Raw genomic sequence first — 19,385 nt, 5'->3', positions numbered from 1 at the left:
AGTAGTGGTTGATCCCAAAGCGAAAAAGTCAAATGATACCGTCCGTGCCTGGAGGAGGCGCGAGGAGGAAATCATGGCGAAAGTGAAACTGACGGTGAACGGCCGGGCAGTGAGTGGCGACTGTGAAGAGCGCACGCTTCTTGTCCATTTTATTCGCGAAAAACTCGGTCTGACGGGAACGCACGTCGGCTGCGATACCAACCAATGCGGTGCTTGTGTCGTTCACATGGATGGCAAGTCGGTGAAGAGTTGCTCGATCCTTGCCGTCCAGGCGTCGGGGTCGACGATCACCACCATCGAGGGGCTTGCCAGCAACGGCGAATTGCATCCTGTCCAGGCCGCCTTCAAGGAGCATCACGGCCTGCAATGCGGCTTTTGCACGCCTGGTATGGTGATGACGGCCGTCGACATGATCTCGCGTCACGGCGGTCACCTGGACGAGGAGACGGTTCGCCACGAGCTCGACGGCAATATCTGTCGATGCACCGGTTACCACAACATCGTCAAAGCCGTCCTGTCTGCCAACGAGCAGATGCATGGCGTTGCCAAGCAGGCGGCCGAATAGCTCTCAGGAATTGTCTGGCTGACTGCCGAACACGATTCTCTTTGGCGGAATGCCAGGCCCGAAACCCCATTGGGAGGACATCATGGGTGTTGAAGGAATTGGTGCACGCGTCGCACGAAAGGAAGACAAGCGGTTCCTGACCGGCAAGGGCCGTTATACGGACGACATGGTCGTGCCGGGCATGAAATTCGCCTATTTCATCCGCAGTCCGCATGCACACGCCAAAATCAACGGGATCGATGCAGCCTCCGCCAAAGCCATGCCCGGTGTCATCGACGTGCTCGATGGCAAGCAGTTGCTCGCCGACGGGATTGGCAACCTCATTTGCGGCTGGATGATCCATTCGAAGGATGGTTCGCCGATGAAGATGGGGGCCTGGCGCCCGCTGGCAGTGGAGACCGTCCGCTATGTCGGCGATGCCGTCGCCGTGGTTGTCGCCGATTCCCTTGCGGAGGCACGGGATGCCGCAGAAGCCGTCGTCGTCGACTATGAGGAATTGCCCGTTGTCGTCGAGGCGGTCGAGGCGCTGAAATTGGGGGCGCCGCAGCTTCACCCGGAAGCTCAGAACAATCTGATCTTCGATTGGGAACTTGGCGATGGCACCGCAACCGACAAGGCTATATCCGAAGCGGCACACGTCACCGAGATCGAGATTCACAACAACCGCCTGTCGCCCAATGCGATGGAGCCCCGCGCTGCGCTCGGTATCTACGACGCCGCCGAAGATCACTATACCTGCTACACCACCAGCCAGAACCCGCATGTCGCGCGCCTCGTGATGAGCGCGTTCTACAATGTCGCGCCCGAGAACAAGCTGCGGGTGATCGCCCCCGATGTCGGCGGCGGATTTGGATCGAAGATCTACATCTATCCAGAAGAGATCGTCTGTCTGTGGGCTTCCAAGAAAACGGGCGTGCCGGTGAAGTGGAATTCCGATCGCACGGAGGCCTTCCTGACGGACGCACATGGCCGCGATCATGTGTCGAAGGTGAAAATGGCCTTTGACAGCGACAACCGCATCATCGGGCTGAAGGTCGACACCATCTGCAATCTCGGCGCCTATATGTCGCTCTTTTCGTCGGCGGTTCCGACCTATCTCTACGCGACCCTGCTGTCCGGCCAGTACGATATTCCGGCGATCCATGCCAATGTGCGTACGGTCTATACCAACACCGCACCGGTTGATGCCTATCGCGGTGCCGGCCGGCCGGAGGCGACCTTCCTGCTCGAGCGGACGATGGAAACGGCCGCACGCGAGCTCGGCATCTCACCGGCCGAGCTGCGGCGGAAGAACTTCATCCGTTCCTTCCCGCATCAGACGCCTGTCATCATGAATTATGACGCCGGTGATTACGAAGCATCCCTCAATGCTGCGATGCAGGCCGCCGACTGGAACGGCTTCCAGGCGCGCAAGACCGAAGCGGCGAGCCGTGGGATGAAACGCGGTCTCGGCATGAGCTGCTACATCGAGGCGTGCGGAATTGCCCCCTCGCAGGCGGTCGGCTCACTTGGTGCCGGTGTCGGCCTGTGGGAATCGGCCGAGGTGCGGGTCAATGCGGTCGGCACGATCGAAGTGCTCACCGGGTCCCACAGCCACGGCCAGGGGCATGAGACGACCTTCGCGCAGCTCGTGTCGGATCGTCTCGGCGTTCCGCTGGAGAGCGTGTCGATCGTGCATGGCGACACCGACAAGGTGCAGATGGGCATGGGCACCTACGGCTCACGTTCAGGCGCCGTCGGTATGTCTGCCGTGGTCAAGGCGCTCGACAAGGTCGAAGCCAAGGCCAAGAAGATTGCCGCCCATCTGATGGAGGCCGACGAGGGCGATATCGTCATCGAGAACGGCGAGGTCAAAGTTGCCGGTACCGACAAGAGCCTCCCGTGGTTCCAGGTGGCGCTTGCTGCCTATACCGCGCACAATCTGCCGGGCGGCATGGAGCCGGGGCTGAAGGAGACCGCCTTCTACGACCCGTCCAATTTCACCTTCCCGGCCGGCTGCTACATCTGTGAAGTCGAAGTCGATCCGGAAACGGGCAAGACGGAGATCATCCAGTTCGTCGCAGCGGACGATTTCGGCAACATCATCAACCCGATGATTGTCGAGGGGCAGGTTCATGGCGGTATCGCACAGGGTATCGGTCAGGCCCTGCTCGAGGCCGTGCATTATGACGAAAACGGCCAGCTGTTGACGGCAAGTTTCATGGATTACGCCATGCCGCGCGCTGACGACCTGCCGTCGTTCAAGGTCTCGCATCAGGTGACGCCGTCCCCGAGCAACCCGCTCGGCATCAAGGGGTGCGGCGAGGCCGGCGCGATCGGGTCCCCCCCAGCACTCATCAATGCCATCACCGATGCCATCGGCAACAACATGCTGACGATGCCGGCCACGCCGCAGAAGGTGTGGATGGCGGCACGCGCGGTTCATTGAGGAGGAACGACGATGTATCAGACCAACTATCAGCGCGCGTCCTCGGTCGATGAAGCCGTCAGGATGATTTCGGGAACGTCGGAAGGCAAATATGTTTCCGGCGGCATGACACTGATCCCGACGATGAAGCAACGCCTCGCCGCGCCTAGCGACCTCGTCGATCTCAGGCATATTCCGGCGATGCAGGGCATCAAAGTCGATGGTCGCAAGGTGACCATCGGGGCGGCGGCGACGCATGCCGAAGTCGCCGCGTCGGCGGCTCTGCGTGCGATCTGTCCCGCGATCTGCGACCTCGCCGGTACGATCGGCGATCCGCATGTCCGCCACATGGGTACGATCGGCGGTTCGATCGCCAACAACGACCCTGCGGCCGACTACCCCTCCGCCATGTTGGCGTTGAATGCCCACATCATCACCAACAAGCGTGAGATGCCCGCCGATGACTTCTTCACCGGTCTGTTCGAGACGGCATTGGAGGATGGCGAACTGGTGACGGCGATAAGCTTCGAGGCGCCTGACAAGGCCGGCTACGCGAAGTTTCCAAATCCGGCATCGCGCTATGCGATAACGGGGGTCTTCGTTGCCAAAGGGGCCGGCGGCGCGCGGGTTGCCGTCACGGGGGCCGGATCGAACGGCGTCTTTCGCGAGACGGCCATGGAAGCCGCACTCAACGCCAACTGGTCTCCGGGCTCTGTGGCAGGCGTCGATGTCAATCCTGCCGGGCTGATGTCGGACCTGCATGCCAGCGCGGAATACCGCGCCAACCTGATCAAAGTGATGGCCAAACGCGCTGTCGCCGAGGCAGGCTGACGAAACCAGTCTGATCGCGAGGTGGCATTGGTGCCTCGCGATCCTTCGCTGCGTCTGGCCAAAACCAGCTTTTTCGAATTAAGATAATTCAAGACTATGGGCCTTTTGCCGCAGTTGATGGTAAAGCGGAGGGGAAGGGGTTGACGTGCGCGCGTCCGTTGGCAAGAACGCTCGCACGATACTGGAGCAGATGATGGATTTCGAAGCGTTCTTTAAAAACGAGTTGGACGGGCTTCACAGCGAAGGCCGTTATCGCGTTTTTGCCGATCTCGAGCGTCACCGCGGCAGCTTTCCGCGCGCCACGCGGCACACGGCGGACGGCCCGAAAGAAGTCACGGTCTGGTGCTCCAACGACTATCTCGGCATGGGTCAGAACCCGAAGGTGATCGAGGCGATGAAGAACGCCATCGATCACTGTGGCGCGGGTGCGGGAGGCACCCGGAATATCTCTGGCACTACCCACTACCACGTTCTGCTCGAGCGCGAGCTGGCCGACCTGCACGGCAAGCAAGCGGCGCTGATCTTCACCTCGGGCTATGTGTCCAACTGGGCCGCGCTCGGCACCCTCGGCGCCAAGATCCCCGGCCTCATCATCTTTTCCGATGCGCTGAACCACGCCTCGATGATCGAAGGCATCCGCTATGCCAAGTGCGAGAAGGTGATCTGGAAGCACAACGACATCCACGATCTCGAAGCCAAGCTGGCGGCCGCCGATCCGAAGGCACCGAAGCTGATCGCGTTCGAATCCGTCTATTCGATGGACGGCGATATCGCGCCGATCAAGGAGATTTGCGATCTCGCCGACAAGTACGGCGCGATGACCTATCTCGACGAAGTGCATGCCGTGGGCATGTACGGACCGCGCGGCGGCGGCATTGCCGAGCGCGAAGGGCTGATGGATCGCCTGACGGTCATCGAAGGCACGCTCGGCAAGGCGTTCGGCGTCATGGGCGGCTACATCGCCGCATCGACCGCACTTTGCGACTTCATCCGCTCCTTCGCCTCCGGCTTCATCTTCACGACGGCGCTGCCGCCGGCGCTCGCCGCCGGTGCGGTGGCCTCGATCCAGCATCTGAAGGTCAGCCCTTTCGAGCGGGCGCGGCATCAGGATCGGGTCCGCAAGCTGAGGGCGCTGCTCGATCAGCGTGGCATCCCGCATATGCCCAATCCGAGCCATATCGTCCCGGTGATGGTCGGCGATGCCGCCAAGTGCAAGTGGATCTCCGACCTGCTGCTCGACAATTGCGGCGTCTATGTGCAGCCGATCAACTACCCGACGGTGCCGAAGAAGACCGAGCGCCTGCGCATCACCCCGACGCCGCTGCACAGCGACGCCGACATCGAGCATCTCGTCGATGCCCTGCATTCGCTCTGGTCGCGCTGCGCCCTGGCGCGGCACGTGGCCTAAAGGCATTATCCGAGAAAGTGAGGCCGCCTCAGGCGGCCTTTTCGTTGAGGGTTACCAGTTCCGCGGCAAGCCTGCGGGCCTCCGCATCGGCGACAAAGACGTCGTCCATCGTCTTCGCCTCGCCCGTTGCGATCATCTTATCCATGACCGCTTCGGCAATGTCGGCCATGGCCAGGAAGCCGATCCGCTCCTCGACGAAGGCGTGAAACGCAACTTCCTCGGCCGCATTCATGATGGCGCCCTGTAGGCCGCCACGTTCCAGCGCCGTACGCGCCAGCCTCAGCGCCGGGAAGCGCTCTTCATCCGGCGCCTCGAAGTCGAGGCGGGAGAGCTTGGCGAAATCCAGCCGCTCGACGTTCAATGTCGGTCGGCGCGGGTAGTCGAGGGCGTAGCCGATCGCCGTCCGCATGTCGGGGCTGCCGAGCTGGGCGATGATCGATCCATCCGTGTAGCCGACCATGGAGTGAATGATCGATTGCGGGTGTACGATCACTTCGATCTGGTGCGGATGAACGCCGAAGAGATGCTTTGCCTCGATCATCTCCAGCGCCTTGTTGAACATCGAGGCACTTCCGACCGAGATCTTCAGCCCCATCGACCAGTTGGGGTGTGCTCGCGCCGTCGCTGCGGTCACATTCGCCATTTCGGCGCGTGACCAGGTGCGGAAGGGCCCACCCGAAGCTGTCAGGATGATCCGTTCGACAGCGTGCCGCTGGTCTTCGTCAAGAGATTGAAAGATCGCGCTGTGTTCGCTGTCGACAGGGATCAGCCGCCCGCCGCCCTTTGCCACGGCATCGACAAAGAGGTCGCCAGCCGACACCAGACATTCCTTGTTGGCAAGCGCGATCGTGGCGCCCTTGCGGGCGGCGGCAAGCGTCGGCGCCAGTCCCGCGGTGCCGACGATGGCGGCCATGACCCAATCCGCATCGAGGTCTGCGGCTTCCGCAAGGCCGGATATGCCGGCGGCCACGGCAATGCCGCTGCCGGACAGTTCTTCCTTCAGAGAGTGATACTTGCCGTCGCTGGCCGTGACCGCAAGCTTGGCACCCGCGGACCTGGCCTGCTGCGCCAGAAGCCGGACGTTCTCGTTGCCTGTTACGACGGAGATCTCATAGCAGTCCCGTCCGCCTAATTGCTCGACGACGTCGAGCGTATTTTGTCCGATCGAGCCGGTTGAGCCAAAAATACTGAGGCGCCTGGGCGCGCTTCCGCCTGCCATCATCGGTGATTTCGCCAAAACACTTGCATTGGCTCTGGCTGTACAGGGGATTGAAATAAGCGGCAAGTGTGCGGCGCAGCAGAAATCACGCAGTCATCTCAATGTCAGCAGCTTTCATCCGTCGGGTGGTTCGGGGCGAAACCAACTGGCCAGTTGCCGCGTTTTGCAACTATCGAGACAGGAGGAAGGAAGAATGGTTTTCAAGCAACCGACGTTCTTTGGCGAGCCCTACGAACCGGAGACTGGGGCGGATAAGGACGCAGCGCTCGAGGAGGCCGTGGGGAATGCCCTGGCTGTAGCCGGTGGGATTGATGCCGCGGATGTGAAGGTGACTCTGGACGATCATGCCGTGGTGCTGACGGGCATCGTTGCCACAGCCCCGGAGATTGCGCGCGCGACTGCTGTCGCACAGGCAATCGCCGGGACGACGCCGGTACGCAATGAAATCAAGATAGCGCAGTGAGATGTCAGCCCGCGAAGCGTTCCATCTCGAAAACCGCGACCCTGTCCGTCTTGGGCGTCGTGATCGGCCCTGTCGATTTATAGGCGGTCGCGAGCAACAGGCCGCTGACGATGAGATATGCGAATGCAAGCAACGTCAGTTTCATGCCCATGGCGAGCACTCCTCTCTTTATCCCCCAACGCCGTTTAGGTCGGAAAGTTCCCGCTTCGGATTACGGTCAGAAAATGTGATCGGCAAAGGCTTGCACTGGCTTCTATCGGCCGTCCTGTCGTAAGGAGAAGGTCGGCCGTCTGTGTGAACTCCTCGGCCGATGCTTTTGGCAAGGGAGGTGCGTATGCGCAAAGCGATCATCGTCTGGGGCGGTTGGAGCGGTCACCAACCTGAAGCGTGCGCGCACCGCGTCGGGGAGCTGTTGCGGGAGGATGGCTTTGCCGTCGAGGTGACCGGCGACCTTAGCATCTTCGGCTCAGCCGCGATCGCGAAAGCCGATCTGCTTGTGCCCGTCATTACCGGCGAGAAGATCGAGAAAGCACATGCTGATGGCTTGGTGGAAGCGGTGCGCGGCGGTCTCGGGCTCGGTGGACATCACGGCGCACTTGCGACCTCGTTCAAAGAGAGCGCGCCGTTCCGTTATGTCTCCGGGGTGACCTGGGTCGCCCATCCAGGCAACATCATCGATTTTCGCGTCAGCATTACGCGCCAGCACGACCCTGTGATGGAAGGGGTACCCGATTTCGACTATCGGTCCGAGCAGTATTATCTTCACTACGATCCGTCGGTCGAGATTCTGGCGACGACGAGCTTTTCAGGCGAGTATGATGCGGCCGCCCGGAACGTCATAATGCCTGTTGCCTTCAAGCGCCAGTTCGGCTCGGGACGCGTGTTCTACTCGGCACTTGGCCATGTAGCGAGCGAGTTCGATCATCCCTACATGCGCCTCATTCTTCGTCGCGGCCTTTCGTGGGCGGCGCGCTCTTAGCCGCTAGGAGGTCCGGCCTGTCCTGCAGCCGGCAAAGACGTCCAGCTTCGCGTTGTAGGCGCGTGTCGAGACATTCATCATCCCGAGCACGCTGTGGAACAGGTTGTCATGGGATGTCGGCTGTGCCGTCGACTGGGCAAGACATGCCTTGTCGAGCGCCATCGAAGCGGTGAAATCCGGGTCGAGCCAAACGAGGAACGGAACGTGAGTCTGCTCCTCCGGGGCGAGGATATAGGGTGCGCCGTGAAGGTAGAGGCCTTTTTCGCCCAGCGACTCACCGTGATCCGACATGTAGATCAAACCGCTGGCGATCTTGTCGCTCCGGGCCTTGAGCCTGTCGATGACGGTCGAAAGGAAATGGTCGGTGTAGAGGATGGTGTTGTCATAGGCATTGACGATCATGTCGTCTTTGCAGTTCGCCAGCTCCGCCGTCTCGCACTCAGGCGTAAACCTCCGGAATTCCTTAGGGTAACGCAGATAATAGGCCGGCCCGTGGCTGCCGATCTGATGCAGCACAAGCACGCTATCCCTGGTCACGCCGTTCAGCCATGCGTCCAGTTTGTCCAGAAAAATGCCGTCCTGACATTCGCCGTCCCTGCAGAACCGCGGATCCGTCGATTTTGCGAGGTCGACATAATTGATGCGCGCTGCGGCGCCCTTGCTGCCGGTGTTGTTGTCGAACCAGGTCGCGTCGATGCCTGCGTGGGCAAGAACATCCATCAAGCCTTCGTTCTCGATGCCTTTGCTATGGGTGAAGCTTGCGCGCGTGAACTGCGAGAACATGCAAGGTATCGACGTTGCCGTCGCCGTGCCGCAGCTCGTCGTTTGCGGGAAATAGATGACGCCCTGCTTCCGAAGCTCGGGGTTGGTGTCGCGGTGATAGCCGCCGAGCGAAAAGTTCATCGCCCGCGCCGTCTCGCCGGCAACGATAATCGTCACCCGTGGTTTGTGCACGTCCACGACAGGGACGACCCTGGCGTCGGTGCCGAGCGGCTTGACGACGAGCCTGGCCTCTTTGCCGGCCTGCATGAAATATCGTGTGGCGCTGACAATCGGGGTGACGGGGTTCAGGCTCTTCACGATGTCGCGGTGCTGGCGGATCGCTGTGGTATACTCCTTGGCGTAGACGCCCGCGACGGCGCCGAATACCAACAGGCAGCCGACGATCGTCACGCTGTTCCATAAGAGCTTCTGCAGCACGGGGCGGTGAACCACCTTGACCCAAAGGATCAGCGTGATCGGGATGAGGGCGAACAATACGACATGCAGGAGAAAGCCGGGCGTAATCAGGTGATTGGCCTCGGCAGGCGTCGTTTCCATCGCATTTCGGATCATGTCGCTGTCGACGATCACGCCGAAGGTGTCGGTGAACCACGCTGCCAGTGCCGCCGCGAGTACCAGGAAAATCAGAACTGGTTTGATGACATATTTTGCCGAGAAAGCCGTGACGATGGCCACGAACAGAACCGATATTGCAATGTAAAGTGCGGCGACCGCTGTCGGCGTCGTGGCGAGATCGGCGTGGACCTTGCCCCAGAACGTCCGGTTCGTAAACAGGACGAGATATAGCCCGGTGATGGCGGACAGCGAAATGCTGCCGATTCTTGGCCGATAAGGCGACGGTTGTATCAAGAGGGCGGCCCTCGATGCCTGTTTGTTCGCACAGGCGAACATTTAGTCCACCGCAGCAGCGGCTTACTGCGTCATGAAACTGACACACACCTGAATGCACTTACTGCTGACCGATGCCGTTCGTTGGTATGGAATGCCGTGACGAGCGGCTAGATGTTCTCTGAAGTGTAGATATCGAAAGGCAGGAACGACTGCCCCGGAACCGCATCGCTCTCCGACCCAAGGGAAGAGGTCATCAGTGTGATCAGCTCGTTGCAGAGGCCTTTGACGGGGGTTGCGATCGCCATGGTCACCACATCGTCGGCGAGTGCAGCGCGCGAGTCCGGTGTCAGTTCGTTGACGACCACGACAAGCTTGCCGGCAAGGCCTTCTTCACGGACGGCGGAGATTGCACCCTCCATGCCACCGCCGCAGACGTAGAATCCGACGAGATCCGGATGCTCCTTGAGGAGATTGACGGTGGCCTCGTGCGTTATCTCCGGGGTTTCGAGGTTGATCAGTGTCTCAAGGACCTCGAAATCAGGCGCATTCTCGCGAAAGTATGAGCGGAAGCCGATCTCGCGCAGCTCATGTCCGTGATAGCGGTGGCTGCCGACGAAGCAGGCGACCTTGCCGGGTCTCTTGGCGGCCTTTGCGATCATCCAGGCGGCCGTGCGGCCGACCTTTCGATTGTTCAACCCGACATAACCCTGGCGGACGCCACTGGCGAGATCAGACAGAATGGAAAAGGAAGCGATGCCTTTGGCTTTCAGATCTTCGACCTCGGCGGTGACGGCCGGATAGTCCGGACCGACTAATGCAATCGCCTGATTGCGGCTGGCAAGAAGCTTGAGCTTTTCGATGATCGCGGCAGGTGTGGACGCCGTCGCATATTCGATCTGCGCGGTGATGCGTGACGATGTGTTGGCGTTGGCCGCCTGCTCGATTTCGCGGGCGAGCGTTTGATAGAACGACTGCGTCGGACGCTGTAAGAGGAAGCCCAGCCGGTGATGCGGGAGATCCTGAAACACGCGCTGCCGGAGCAGGCCGACGGCATGATAGCCGATCGACGCTGCCGCATTATAGACACGCCGGGCCGTCTCCTCGCGAACGCGATGGCGACCGTTCAGCACACGATCGACCGTCGCGACGCTGACGCCGGAAGCATCCGCCAGATCCTGTATCGTTGGTCGCTTCACCATTTGATCCTTGCAAGAATCCATCATTGTGATGTGGTCCTAATGATGGGTTTTGATAGAATACATCAAGGCTGCATTGTCGCTGTGTGAAAGTCAACATATTCTCGTTTGAACAGGCCGGGAGGGATGGCATGCGGGAGGTTGCGATGGCGGATCAGACGAGGAAGCGAGACTACAGCCTGCTCGGCGAAAGCGGCCGGACGGCCGTCGAGATGGGGCTGGCGGCCGCGGAGTGGTATCACACGGATGTTCCGCGCAAGGAGATGAAGGCGCTGATGCAGCGTTCCGACGCGCCTGCTATCCGCGACACGATCATCTGGCTCGGTGCAATGATCGTTTTTGCCGGACTTGGTATCTATTTCTGGGGCTCCTGGCTCGGTGTGCCGTTCTTCCTTGCGTACGGGGTGCTTTACGGTTCGGCGTCCGATAGCCGCTGGCATGAGTGCGGCCACGGCACGGCCTTCAAGACGCGCTGGATGAACGATGGCGTCTATCAGGTCGCCTGCTTCATGATCATGCGCAATCCGGTGACCTGGCGCTGGAGCCATACGCGCCATCACACCGACACGGTGATTGTTGGCCGCGACCCCGAGATTGCAGTGATGCGCCCGCCGGACCTGCTGCGGCTGATCCTCAATTTTTTCGGCATTCTCGATGTCTGGCATGCGATGGTCGACATGCTGCGCAATGCCTTTGGTGTCATCAGCGCGGAGGAGAAGACCTTCATCCCCAAGATGGAGCAGCCGCGCGCCATCTTCATCGCCCGTATCTGGCTTGCCATCTATGTCGTCACGATCGCCACGGCGATTGCGATGGGGTCTATCCTGCCGCTGGTGCTGATTGGTCTGCCCCGGCTCTATGGCGCATGGCATCATGTGCTGACCGGCCTGCTGCAGCATGGCGGCCTTGCCGACAATGTCATCGACCACCGCCTGAACAGCCGCACGGTCCACATGAACCCGGTCAGCCGCTTCCTCTACTGGAACATGAACTACCACGTCGAGCATCACATGTTTCCGATGGTGCCCTATCACGCGCTGCCGCGCCTGCACGCAATGATCAAGCACGATCTGCCGGCGGCAAACCCGTCGATGTGGTCCGGCTATCGCGAGATGATCCCGGCGTTCCTACGGCAGCTGCGCAATGAGGACTATTTCCTGAGGCGCGAGCTGCCGGCGACCGCGCGGCCCTATCGCGAGGAATTCCACGCCGAGCTTGCGCCGGCCGCCCAATAGCGCAGCACAAAACACGAAGTTCTGGGAGGACAAGATGAGCGGAAATTGGATCGAGGTCTGTGCTGTCGAGGACATCGACGAGGAAGATGTCATGCGGTTCGACCATCAAGGCAGGACGTTTGCCGTCTATCGCAGCCCTGACGACGAATTTTTCGCGACCGATGGCCTCTGCACACACGAGCACGTCCATCTCGCCGACGGCCTGGTCATGGACGAGATCATCGAATGTCCCAAGCACAATGGCCGTTTCAATTATAAGACGGGGCAGGCCAAGGGCGCGCCGGTCTGCGTCAATCTCAGCACCTATCCCGTGAAGGTCGAAGACGGCGCCGTCTTCATTTCGATCTGAGGAGCCTGCCATGACCCATTTCGTGATCATCGGGGCAGGGGAATGCGGCGCACGCGCGGCGTTTGCCCTGCGCGAAAAAGGGTTTGATGGCGAGATCACGCTGATTGGAAGCGAAGCGCTCGCGCCCTACGAGCGGCCGCCGCTTTCGAAAGCTACTGAGGAAGGGGCTGTGGAACCGAAATTCATCGCCGAGCCTGAGAAATATGCCGCAGTCGGCATCAGCCTGCTGACGAGCGTGACGGTTCAGGACGTTGATCCCGATGCAAAGGCCGTTGCGCTTTCCGATGGCCGTACCATTGCCTATGACAAGCTATTGTTCGCGACCGGCGCCCGTGCGCGGGCGTTTCCTGGAATTGCCGAGGATAGCAAGCATATCCGTCTGCTGCGCACCCATGCCGACGCGGTCGCACTTCGCAAGGCGATGGTGCCTGGAAAGCATATCGTGATCATTGGTGGCGGCTTTGTCGGCTTGGAACTTGCCGCGACGGCACGTGCACTTGGAACTGACGTGACGGTTCTCGAGGGCCTGGAACGCGTGTTGAAGCGCGGTGTGCCGGAGGAGGTCGCAGGGGTGATCTGCGAACGGCATTCGCTCGAGGGCGTCGACATCCGCTGCGGCGTGGCAATCACGGCGATCACGCAAGACGACGAAAGAGCCACCATTCAACTGGCCGACGGCGACATCGTCGAGGCAAATCTCGTGCTCGTCGGAATTGGCGCCACTCCCAATATGGAGCTTGCCGCTCGCGCCGGCCTCCAGATCGACAACGGCATCGCCGTCGACGAATTCCTTCGCACCTCGGCGCCCGATGTCTACGCGGCCGGCGACTGCTGCTCCTTCCCGCTGGCGATCTATGGCGGCAGGCGTGTAAGGCTCGAATCCTGGCGGAACGCCCAGGAGCAGGGGACCTTGGCCGCCGCCAACATGATGGGGCTTGGCGAAGTCGTTTCGGCCGTGCCCTGGTTCTGGTCCGACCAATATGATGTAACGCTGCAGATCGCCGGTTTGGCGGAGGGCGCCGTCCAGCATTTGCGCCGCGACCTCGGCGATGGCGCCTTCATTCTCTTCCATCTCGACCAGGCCGGCCGGCTGCTTGCCGCCAGCGGCATCGGTCGCGGCAACGCGGTCGCCCGCGATATCCGGCTTGCCGCGATGCTGATCGCGGCGCGTGCTCATCCGGATCCGGCGGCACTGGTCGCAAGCAGCGTCAAACTGAAATCCCTCCTGGCCGCCTGACTGGCGACCCCATTCTCAAGGTATTAGCAATGGGCAAACAAGTGCGTCCGACTGTGCATGACCTCCTGGCGATGAAGGGCAAGCGGCAGCTCAGCATGCTGCGCGTCGTATCGCTCGAGGAGGCCGAAGCGGCCGAGGCTGCCGGCATCGATCTGATTTCCGTTCCGCCCGAACTCCTCTTCGATCCGCGATTTCGCGATGCCGCCCCCGGGCGCTTCGCCATCCCCGGCGGCGAGTATGGTCAAAGCGGCGCCACCACGGATGAGATCCTGCGCTGCGCCGTGAAAATGCGAGCAGCTTCCGCTGACGCCATCTACTGTGCCGCAAGCCTGCAGACGATCAGGCGGCTGCGCGACGAGCATATTCCGGTCTGTGGGCACACGGGGCTCGTTCCGTCGCACTCGACCTGGACCGGAGGCTTTCGCGCGGTCGGCAAGACGGCCGAAACGGCGGCTCTCGTCTACAAGCAGGTCAAGGATCTGGAGGCCGCCGGCGCCTTCTGCGCGGAGATCGAGGTCGTGCCGGCCGAAGTGGCCGCGGCGATCTCGCAACGGACCTCCATGCTCATGATCTCAATGGGCGCCGGCAGCGGATGCGATGGGCAATATCTCTTCTCCGAGGATGTGCTCGGCCTCAACCGCGGGCATTGTCCGCGCCATGCCAAGGTCTATCGCAACCTTGCGACCGAATATGATCGGATCCAGGCCGAACGGATCGCGGCATTCCGCGAATACGCCGCCGACATCGCCAGCGGTGCCTATCCGGAGGAACGTCATCGCGTGCCTGTTGAGGCCGAGGAGCTGGAGACATTTCTGACAAGGCTTTAGGTGGCCGCGTGGGCCGGGAATAATTCCCGGCCTTGCTCGCCGCCCGAGCGACTAGCTGCAGACTCGAACGCTTTCCGTGTGCCAGCCGCCGTCATAGGCGTTACGAACGTCGCGGTCCTCAAACCAGCAGCGCGGCGGCGGAGGTGGCGGAGGCGGCGGATCGATGTAGCGCGGCCCGCTGTTGTTGTTGACGATCGCGCCACCGATAAGGCCGCCGATCACGCCGGCAGCCAAGCCGCCTGCAATCGCCGCACCATTGTCATGGTGGTGATGTCTGCGTGGGGGCGGCGGACTGTCGTAATATGGTTGACGCCATTCTTGAGCCGCCGCTGTTTCTGCCACAGCAAGGACGCTACTGGCCGCTATCGCTGCGGTGACCACGGACAAGACCAGTTTCTTCATAGTGCCTCCGTCGAGGTTAACCCCCCGCCGACCGCACGAATTGCATGCTCATGCTTAACGTCCGATGAACGGACATTCCATGGAGCAGCGTCGCTGGTTTCTCTAGCCCAACAAGGTCTTTGATCTCCATTTACGGAAGCTCTTCTTCTGCCGTCGTCAGGAAGACAAGAGTCGAAGCAGTCATGTGGAGCATATAGGCCGTTAGGTAATCAGGGACTGCCTTTGGCGTGGCACCTTGTCCATGACCACTCAACCTATTCCCGCCAGTCGGAACACTGCTTTCAAGGAGGCATCTCAAGGAAGAGAACTGCGTCTGCCAAAACGGGGGAATAAGACCCTTTGCGAAAAGGATATCAATGAGCTTGCTGGCCGTGTCCTTTGCTGGATCGTATGTCAGGGTGCTATGCACTATTGCAGCCACCGGGGCTTCTCCCCGGTCCGCCCTCAGCGGAGGAGAGGTGATTCGACTGGCGAAAGAGAACGGTAAGTTGCAGTCAGGAGCAGCTCATTTAAAGAAGCAAGCTTCCCTTGTGTATAGAGCCGTCGGGCTTGGAAAGCTGAACTTCGCATTACACGGTCATTACATTCTGCTTCCTCTGCCCTCTGACAGGGAGGTGTAATGCCAATTAAGTCTTTGAAAACAGTGGTGATCCCGACGCGATTCGAACGCGTGACCCTCAGATTAGGAATCTGATGCTCTATCCTGCTGAGCTACGGGACCACTTGAGCGTCATGCATACAAAAGGCTTGGCCGGAAGCCAAGCTCTTTTGCATCTGTTGGACAAAGTCGGATTTCAGGCGCCGAGGCGCTGTTCGGCGAGCCGCACCCAGTAGGAAATGCCGTGGGCGATGGTTTCGTCGTTGAAATCGTAGGCGGCGTTGTGCAGGCCCGCCGTATCGCCGTTGCCGATGAAGATGAACGCGCCGGGGCGGGCGTTCAGCATGTAGGAGAAATCCTCGCCGCCCATCATCGGGTCAATCTCGGCATTCACGTTGCCTGCGCCAGCAATCTCGCCGGCGATGCGGATGGCGTGGCCGGTTTCCGTCGCGTGATTGTAGGTGACGGGGTAGTTGCGGTTGAAATTGATATCGACTTCGGCGCCGTGGGCGGCAACGAGGCCGTTGACGATCTGCTTCAATCGGGTTTCGGCAAGGTCGCGTACTTCCTCGTCGAGCGTGCGCACCGTACCGGCGATCGTCGCGTCGTTCGGGATGACGTTGTGCGCGAAGCCGGCGTTGAACTTGGTGACCGAGACGACCACCGAGCGCAACGGGTCGACGCTGCGGGAGGCGATTATCTGCAGGTTGCTGACGATGTGCGCGCCGATGGCGATCGGGTCAATCGTGCGGTGCGGCTGTGCCGCGTGGCCGCCGCGGCCCTTGATAGTAATGGTGAATTCGTCGGTGGCGGCCATGATCGCGCCGCTGCGGATGGCGAAGTGCCCGACCGGAAGACCCGGCAGGTTGTGCATGCCGTAGACCTCTTCGATGCCGAAGCGCTCCATCATGCCGTCCTTGACCATGAGATTGCCGCCGCCGCCGCCTTCTTCGGCCGGCTGGAAGATGACGGCGATACTGCCGTTGAAGTTGCGCGTTTCGGCAAGATATTTCGCCGCGCCGAGCAGCATGGCAGTGTGGCCATCATGGCCGCAGGCGTGCATCTTGCCGGGCGTCGTCGACGCCCAGGGCTTGCCGGTGATTTCGGTGAGCGGCAGCGCGTCCATGTCGGCGCGCAGGCCGATGGTGCGAGCGCCTTCGCCCTTGCCCTTGATCAGGCCGACGACGCCTGTTCTGCCGATGCCGGTGACGATCTCGTCGACGCCGAATTCCTTGAGCTTCTCGGCCACGAAAGCGGCGGTGTTCTCGACCGCGAAGAGAAGTTCGGGACGCGCATGGATATGCCGGCGCCACTCGGTCACCTCGTCCTGAAGTTCGGCGGCTCTGTTCAAAATCGGCATGTCAGCTTTCCTGTCGTGAAATCGAAACGGGACGGAACCGGGTCGCGGGGACACGATGCCGCAGAAATAACTTAGTCAAGGCCCTTTGCCATGTCATGGCCATATACGTTAAATAGGGGAAACTTTCGAGACTTCCGGACATCTTTAAGGACGAACCGTGTCGACGCGCCAGAATCGTTTGCTTGCCGCCTTGCGGCCGCTCTCAATCGCAGCTTCCGCAGCCGCTATCACTCTTTCGGCCTCCGCCCAAGCCTATGCGAACCCGCATATTCTCGTTGATGTCCAGAGCGGCCGCGTGCTGGAGCACGACGAGGCGTTCCGCAAATGGTACCCGGCCTCGCTCACCAAGCTGATGACCGTCTATACGGTGTTCGATGCGGTTCGCGCCGGTCAGATCAGCCTCGATACGCCTATCGTGATGAGCAAGCGGGCGGCCGCCCAGCCGCCGGCAAAGATGTATTTCAAGCCCGGTCAGAAGCTGACGCTCGACAGCGCGCTGAAGATCCTGATGGTCAAGTCGGCGAATGACATCGCAGTCGCCGTCGCCGAGGCGGTCGCCGGCACACAGGAAGCCTTCGTCTTGAAGATGAACGCCGAGGCGGCGAAGCTTGGCATGACGGACTCGCATTTCGTCAATCCGAACGGCCTGCCGGGCAAGGGCCAGTATACGACGGCGCGCGATCTTGCCGTTCTTTCCGTCGCACTGCGCCGCGAGTTCCCGCAATATGCCGGATATTTCTCGCTTGAAGGCATCACGACGGGCACCAAGAATGTGCCGAGCATCAACGCCCTGATCGGCCGTTTCGCAGGCGCCGACGGCATGAAGACCGGCTTCATCTGCGCCTCGGGCTTCAACCAGATCGCCTCGGCGACCCGCAACGGCCGCACGCTGATCTCCGTCGTCCTCGGCACCGACAGCCTTGCGGCCCGTGCGGATGCGTCCGCCGACCTGCTGCAGAAGGGCTTCACCTCGCAGTTTTCCGCTCCCGACACGCTCGCCTCGCTGCGACCTTACGGGCCGGGCCAGGATCAGGTCACCGACATTTCCGCCGATATCTGCAGCGCCAAGGGTGCCAAGGTCCGCAGCGAAACGCGCGACGAGGTCGGCCGGATGAAGGTCCAGTCGCCCTATATCCAGGAAATGGACCACGAGCCGAACTTCGTCTTCGCGGGACTGATTCCGGGCCAGAACGAACCACAGCCGGACAAGCTGGCGACCGCGGAGACCGCAGGGACGGTTGCCAACGTGCCGGTGCCGCTGCCACGTCCGGCCACCTCCTTCTAAGGTCAGTTTGAGATGAGCGCTGCTTCCGATCGGATACCGGTCACCATCCTGACCGGCTTTCTTGGCGCCGGCAAATCGACGCTGCTAAACCGTATCCTCAAGGATCCGGCGATGAAGGATGCGGCTGTCATTATCAATGAGTTCGGCGATATCGGCATCGATCACCTGCTGGTGGAAAGCTCTGGCGACTCGATCATCGAGCTGTCGGATGGCTGCCTGTGCTGCACGGTGCGCGGCGAGCTGGTCGATACGCTGGCAAACCTCATGGACGCGGTGCAGACCGGCCGCGTCAAGCCGGTGAAGCGCGTTGTGATCGAGACGACGGGTCTTGCCGACCCCGCGCCCGTCATGCAGGCAATCATGGGTAACCCCATCATCGCCACCAATTTCGACCTTGATGGCATCGTGACGGTGGTCGATGTGGTCAACGGTTCGCAGACCCTCGACAATCACGAGGAGGCGGTAAAGCAGGTCGCGGTCGCTGATCGGCTGATTCTCTCCAAGCGGACGATGGCTTCATCGGAGGTGTCGGGGGTGCTGGAAGCGCGTCTTGATGCGCTCAATCCGCGCGCGGCGCTGATGGATGCCGACAGCGTCGAAGCAGGGCAGGTGGGTGTCCTCGTCAACGGCCTCTACGATCCGGCAAGCAAGATCGCCGACGTTGGCCGCTGGCTGCGGGACGAGGATGCGCATGACGCGCACCACCACCTTGAACACCATCACCATGGCGCTGACGGACATCATCATCTCCATCATCACGGACACGATCATCAGGACCCGCATGATGTGAACCGTCACGATGCCTCGATCCGTTCCTTCTCGATCGTCGAGGACAAGCCGATCGACCCGATGGCGCTTGATATGTTCATCGACCTCCTGCGGTCGGCGCACGGCGAAAAACTGCTGCGGATGAAAGCGATCGTCGCGGTATCGGATCGCCCCGATCGCCCGCTGGTCCTTCATGGCGTGCAGAGCATCTTCCATCCGCCGTCGCGCCTGCCGGCCTGGCCGGACCCTAAGGACCGCCGCACGCGCATGGTCCTGATCACCAAGGATTTGCCGGAAGCTTTCGTCAAGGATCTGTTCGATGCGTTCCTCGGCAAGCCGCGCATCGATACGCCGGATCGGACGGCGCTGAACGACAATCCGCTTGCCGTACCGGGCATGCGGTTCTGAAAGGCTCTAGCCCTTGCGGATGAGGAAGCGGTGGCCGGCCTCAGTCTTTTCGGTCTCGATGAGCTCGTGGCCGTCTTCGCTGCAGAAATGAGGGATGTCTATCCCGGCGAGCGGATCGGTCGTTTCGACGCGGATCAATGCACCCTTCTGCAGCGAGGACATCTTGCGGCGCGTCTTCAGCACCGGAAGCGGGCATTTCAGCCCGCGCAGGTCGTAGAGAATGGCGCTCACGCC

General features: G+C 61.1%; 19 protein-coding genes and 1 tRNA gene. 12 read left to right on the top strand and 8 right to left on the bottom strand.

Annotated features, from left to right (window positions below; translation table 11 throughout):
- Positions 1-73 precede the first annotated feature (73 nt).
- From FHT71_RS10880 to hemA, 4 genes are all read left to right on the top strand, one after another.
- A complete protein-coding gene (locus tag FHT71_RS10880; protein WP_132588549.1) occupies positions 74-565 on the top strand; it encodes a (2Fe-2S)-binding protein in 492 nt (163 codons plus the stop codon).
- An 82-nt stretch (positions 566-647) separates the two neighbouring features.
- Positions 648-2,993, top strand: a complete 2,346-nt coding sequence (locus FHT71_RS10875; protein WP_132588548.1) for a xanthine dehydrogenase family protein molybdopterin-binding subunit — start codon at positions 648-650, stop codon at positions 2,991-2,993.
- Positions 2,994-3,005: 12 nt separating this feature from the next.
- The gene (locus tag FHT71_RS10870; RefSeq protein ID WP_183719661.1) at positions 3,006-3,803 is read left to right on the top strand and encodes a xanthine dehydrogenase family protein subunit M; all 798 of its coding nucleotides are present in this window, start codon (positions 3,006-3,008) and stop codon (positions 3,801-3,803) included.
- 193 nt (positions 3,804-3,996) lie between these two features.
- A complete protein-coding gene (gene hemA, locus FHT71_RS10865) occupies positions 3,997-5,211 on the top strand; it encodes a 5-aminolevulinate synthase (RefSeq protein ID WP_132588703.1) in 1,215 nt (404 codons plus the stop codon).
- A 28-nt stretch (positions 5,212-5,239) separates the two neighbouring features.
- Here the strand turns inward: hemA and dxr are convergent, their stop codons facing one another.
- On the bottom strand, positions 5,240-6,433 hold the full coding sequence (gene dxr / locus FHT71_RS10860) for a 1-deoxy-D-xylulose-5-phosphate reductoisomerase (protein WP_132588547.1): 1,194 nt from the start codon (positions 6,431-6,433) through the stop codon (positions 5,240-5,242).
- A 190-nt stretch (positions 6,434-6,623) separates the two neighbouring features.
- On the opposite strand from dxr, the gene FHT71_RS10855 reads away from it, so the two are divergent.
- Entirely contained in the window at positions 6,624-6,893 is a 270-nt protein-coding gene (locus FHT71_RS10855; protein WP_183719659.1) for a BON domain-containing protein, read from the top strand.
- A gap of 4 nt (positions 6,894-6,897) precedes the next feature.
- On the opposite strand, the gene FHT71_RS10850 is transcribed toward FHT71_RS10855, so the two are convergent.
- On the bottom strand, positions 6,898-7,044 hold the full coding sequence (locus FHT71_RS10850; RefSeq protein WP_165933041.1) for a hypothetical protein: 147 nt from the start codon (positions 7,042-7,044) through the stop codon (positions 6,898-6,900).
- A 183-nt stretch (positions 7,045-7,227) separates the two neighbouring features.
- Between FHT71_RS10850 and FHT71_RS10845 the strand changes: the two genes are divergently transcribed.
- On the top strand, positions 7,228-7,872 hold the full coding sequence (locus FHT71_RS10845; protein ID WP_132588545.1) for a ThuA domain-containing protein: 645 nt from the start codon (positions 7,228-7,230) through the stop codon (positions 7,870-7,872).
- A gap of 3 nt (positions 7,873-7,875) precedes the next feature.
- Here FHT71_RS10845 and FHT71_RS10840 read toward each other — a convergent pair whose 3' ends face one another.
- Together FHT71_RS10840 and FHT71_RS10835 are read right to left on the bottom strand one after the other, a co-directional pair.
- The gene (locus tag FHT71_RS10840) at positions 7,876-9,546 is read right to left on the bottom strand and encodes a phosphoethanolamine--lipid A transferase (protein WP_183719658.1); all 1,671 of its coding nucleotides are present in this window, start codon (positions 9,544-9,546) and stop codon (positions 7,876-7,878) included.
- Between the two features lie 107 nt (positions 9,547-9,653).
- Positions 9,654-10,685 carry a LacI family DNA-binding transcriptional regulator gene (locus FHT71_RS10835; protein WP_007789491.1) on the bottom strand — a complete coding sequence of 344 codons (1,032 nt, stop codon included), beginning with the start codon at positions 10,683-10,685 and terminating at the stop codon, positions 9,654-9,656.
- A gap of 143 nt (positions 10,686-10,828) precedes the next feature.
- Between FHT71_RS10835 and FHT71_RS10830 the strand changes: the two genes are divergently transcribed.
- The 4 genes from FHT71_RS10830 to FHT71_RS10815 are packed head-to-tail and all read left to right on the top strand — an operon-like array spanning position 10,829 to position 14,330.
- Complete coding sequence (locus tag FHT71_RS10830) at positions 10,829-11,917, top strand: fatty acid desaturase family protein (RefSeq protein WP_132594385.1); 1,089 nt, start codon at positions 10,829-10,831, stop codon at positions 11,915-11,917.
- A gap of 34 nt (positions 11,918-11,951) precedes the next feature.
- On the top strand, positions 11,952-12,266 hold the full coding sequence (locus FHT71_RS10825; RefSeq protein ID WP_007789486.1) for a MocE family 2Fe-2S type ferredoxin: 315 nt from the start codon (positions 11,952-11,954) through the stop codon (positions 12,264-12,266).
- Between the two features lie 10 nt (positions 12,267-12,276).
- On the top strand, positions 12,277-13,503 hold the full coding sequence (locus tag FHT71_RS10820) for an FAD-dependent oxidoreductase (protein WP_183719656.1): 1,227 nt from the start codon (positions 12,277-12,279) through the stop codon (positions 13,501-13,503).
- Positions 13,504-13,532: 29 nt separating this feature from the next.
- The gene (locus FHT71_RS10815; RefSeq protein ID WP_132594381.1) at positions 13,533-14,330 is read left to right on the top strand and encodes a 3-methyl-2-oxobutanoate hydroxymethyltransferase; all 798 of its coding nucleotides are present in this window, start codon (positions 13,533-13,535) and stop codon (positions 14,328-14,330) included.
- A 51-nt stretch (positions 14,331-14,381) separates the two neighbouring features.
- Here the strand turns inward: FHT71_RS10815 and FHT71_RS10810 are convergent, their stop codons facing one another.
- The 3 genes from FHT71_RS10810 to FHT71_RS10800 all read right to left on the bottom strand — a co-directional run bounded on the left by FHT71_RS10810 (position 14,382) and on the right by FHT71_RS10800 (position 16,690).
- Complete coding sequence (locus tag FHT71_RS10810) at positions 14,382-14,732, bottom strand: hypothetical protein (protein ID WP_007789483.1); 351 nt, start codon at positions 14,730-14,732, stop codon at positions 14,382-14,384.
- A gap of 644 nt (positions 14,733-15,376) precedes the next feature.
- Positions 15,377-15,453, bottom strand: a tRNA-Arg gene (locus tag FHT71_RS10805).
- A 73-nt stretch (positions 15,454-15,526) separates the two neighbouring features.
- Positions 15,527-16,690, bottom strand: a complete 1,164-nt coding sequence (locus FHT71_RS10800) for a M20 aminoacylase family protein (protein WP_132594379.1) — start codon at positions 16,688-16,690, stop codon at positions 15,527-15,529.
- A 157-nt stretch (positions 16,691-16,847) separates the two neighbouring features.
- Here FHT71_RS10800 and FHT71_RS10795 point away from each other — a divergent pair, with 157 nt between their 5' ends.
- Both FHT71_RS10795 and FHT71_RS10790 read left to right on the top strand, forming a co-directional pair.
- Positions 16,848-17,975: a D-alanyl-D-alanine carboxypeptidase family protein gene (locus tag FHT71_RS10795; RefSeq protein ID WP_132594377.1), complete on the top strand. Its 1,128-nt coding sequence runs from the start codon at positions 16,848-16,850 to the stop codon at positions 17,973-17,975.
- A 12-nt stretch (positions 17,976-17,987) separates the two neighbouring features.
- On the top strand, positions 17,988-19,151 hold the full coding sequence (locus tag FHT71_RS10790; protein ID WP_183719654.1) for a GTP-binding protein: 1,164 nt from the start codon (positions 17,988-17,990) through the stop codon (positions 19,149-19,151).
- Between the two features lie 6 nt (positions 19,152-19,157).
- Here the strand turns inward: FHT71_RS10790 and FHT71_RS10785 are convergent, their stop codons facing one another.
- Positions 19,158-19,382 carry a sulfurtransferase TusA family protein gene (locus FHT71_RS10785; protein ID WP_132594373.1) on the bottom strand — a complete coding sequence of 75 codons (225 nt, stop codon included), beginning with the start codon at positions 19,380-19,382 and terminating at the stop codon, positions 19,158-19,160.
- Between the last annotated feature and the right edge of the window lie 3 nt (positions 19,383-19,385).

The organism is Rhizobium sp. BK060, from assembly GCF_014193145.1.
Lineage (GTDB): Bacteria > Pseudomonadota > Alphaproteobacteria > Rhizobiales > Rhizobiaceae > Rhizobium.
This window is presented reverse-complemented; position numbering and strand designations above follow the sequence as displayed.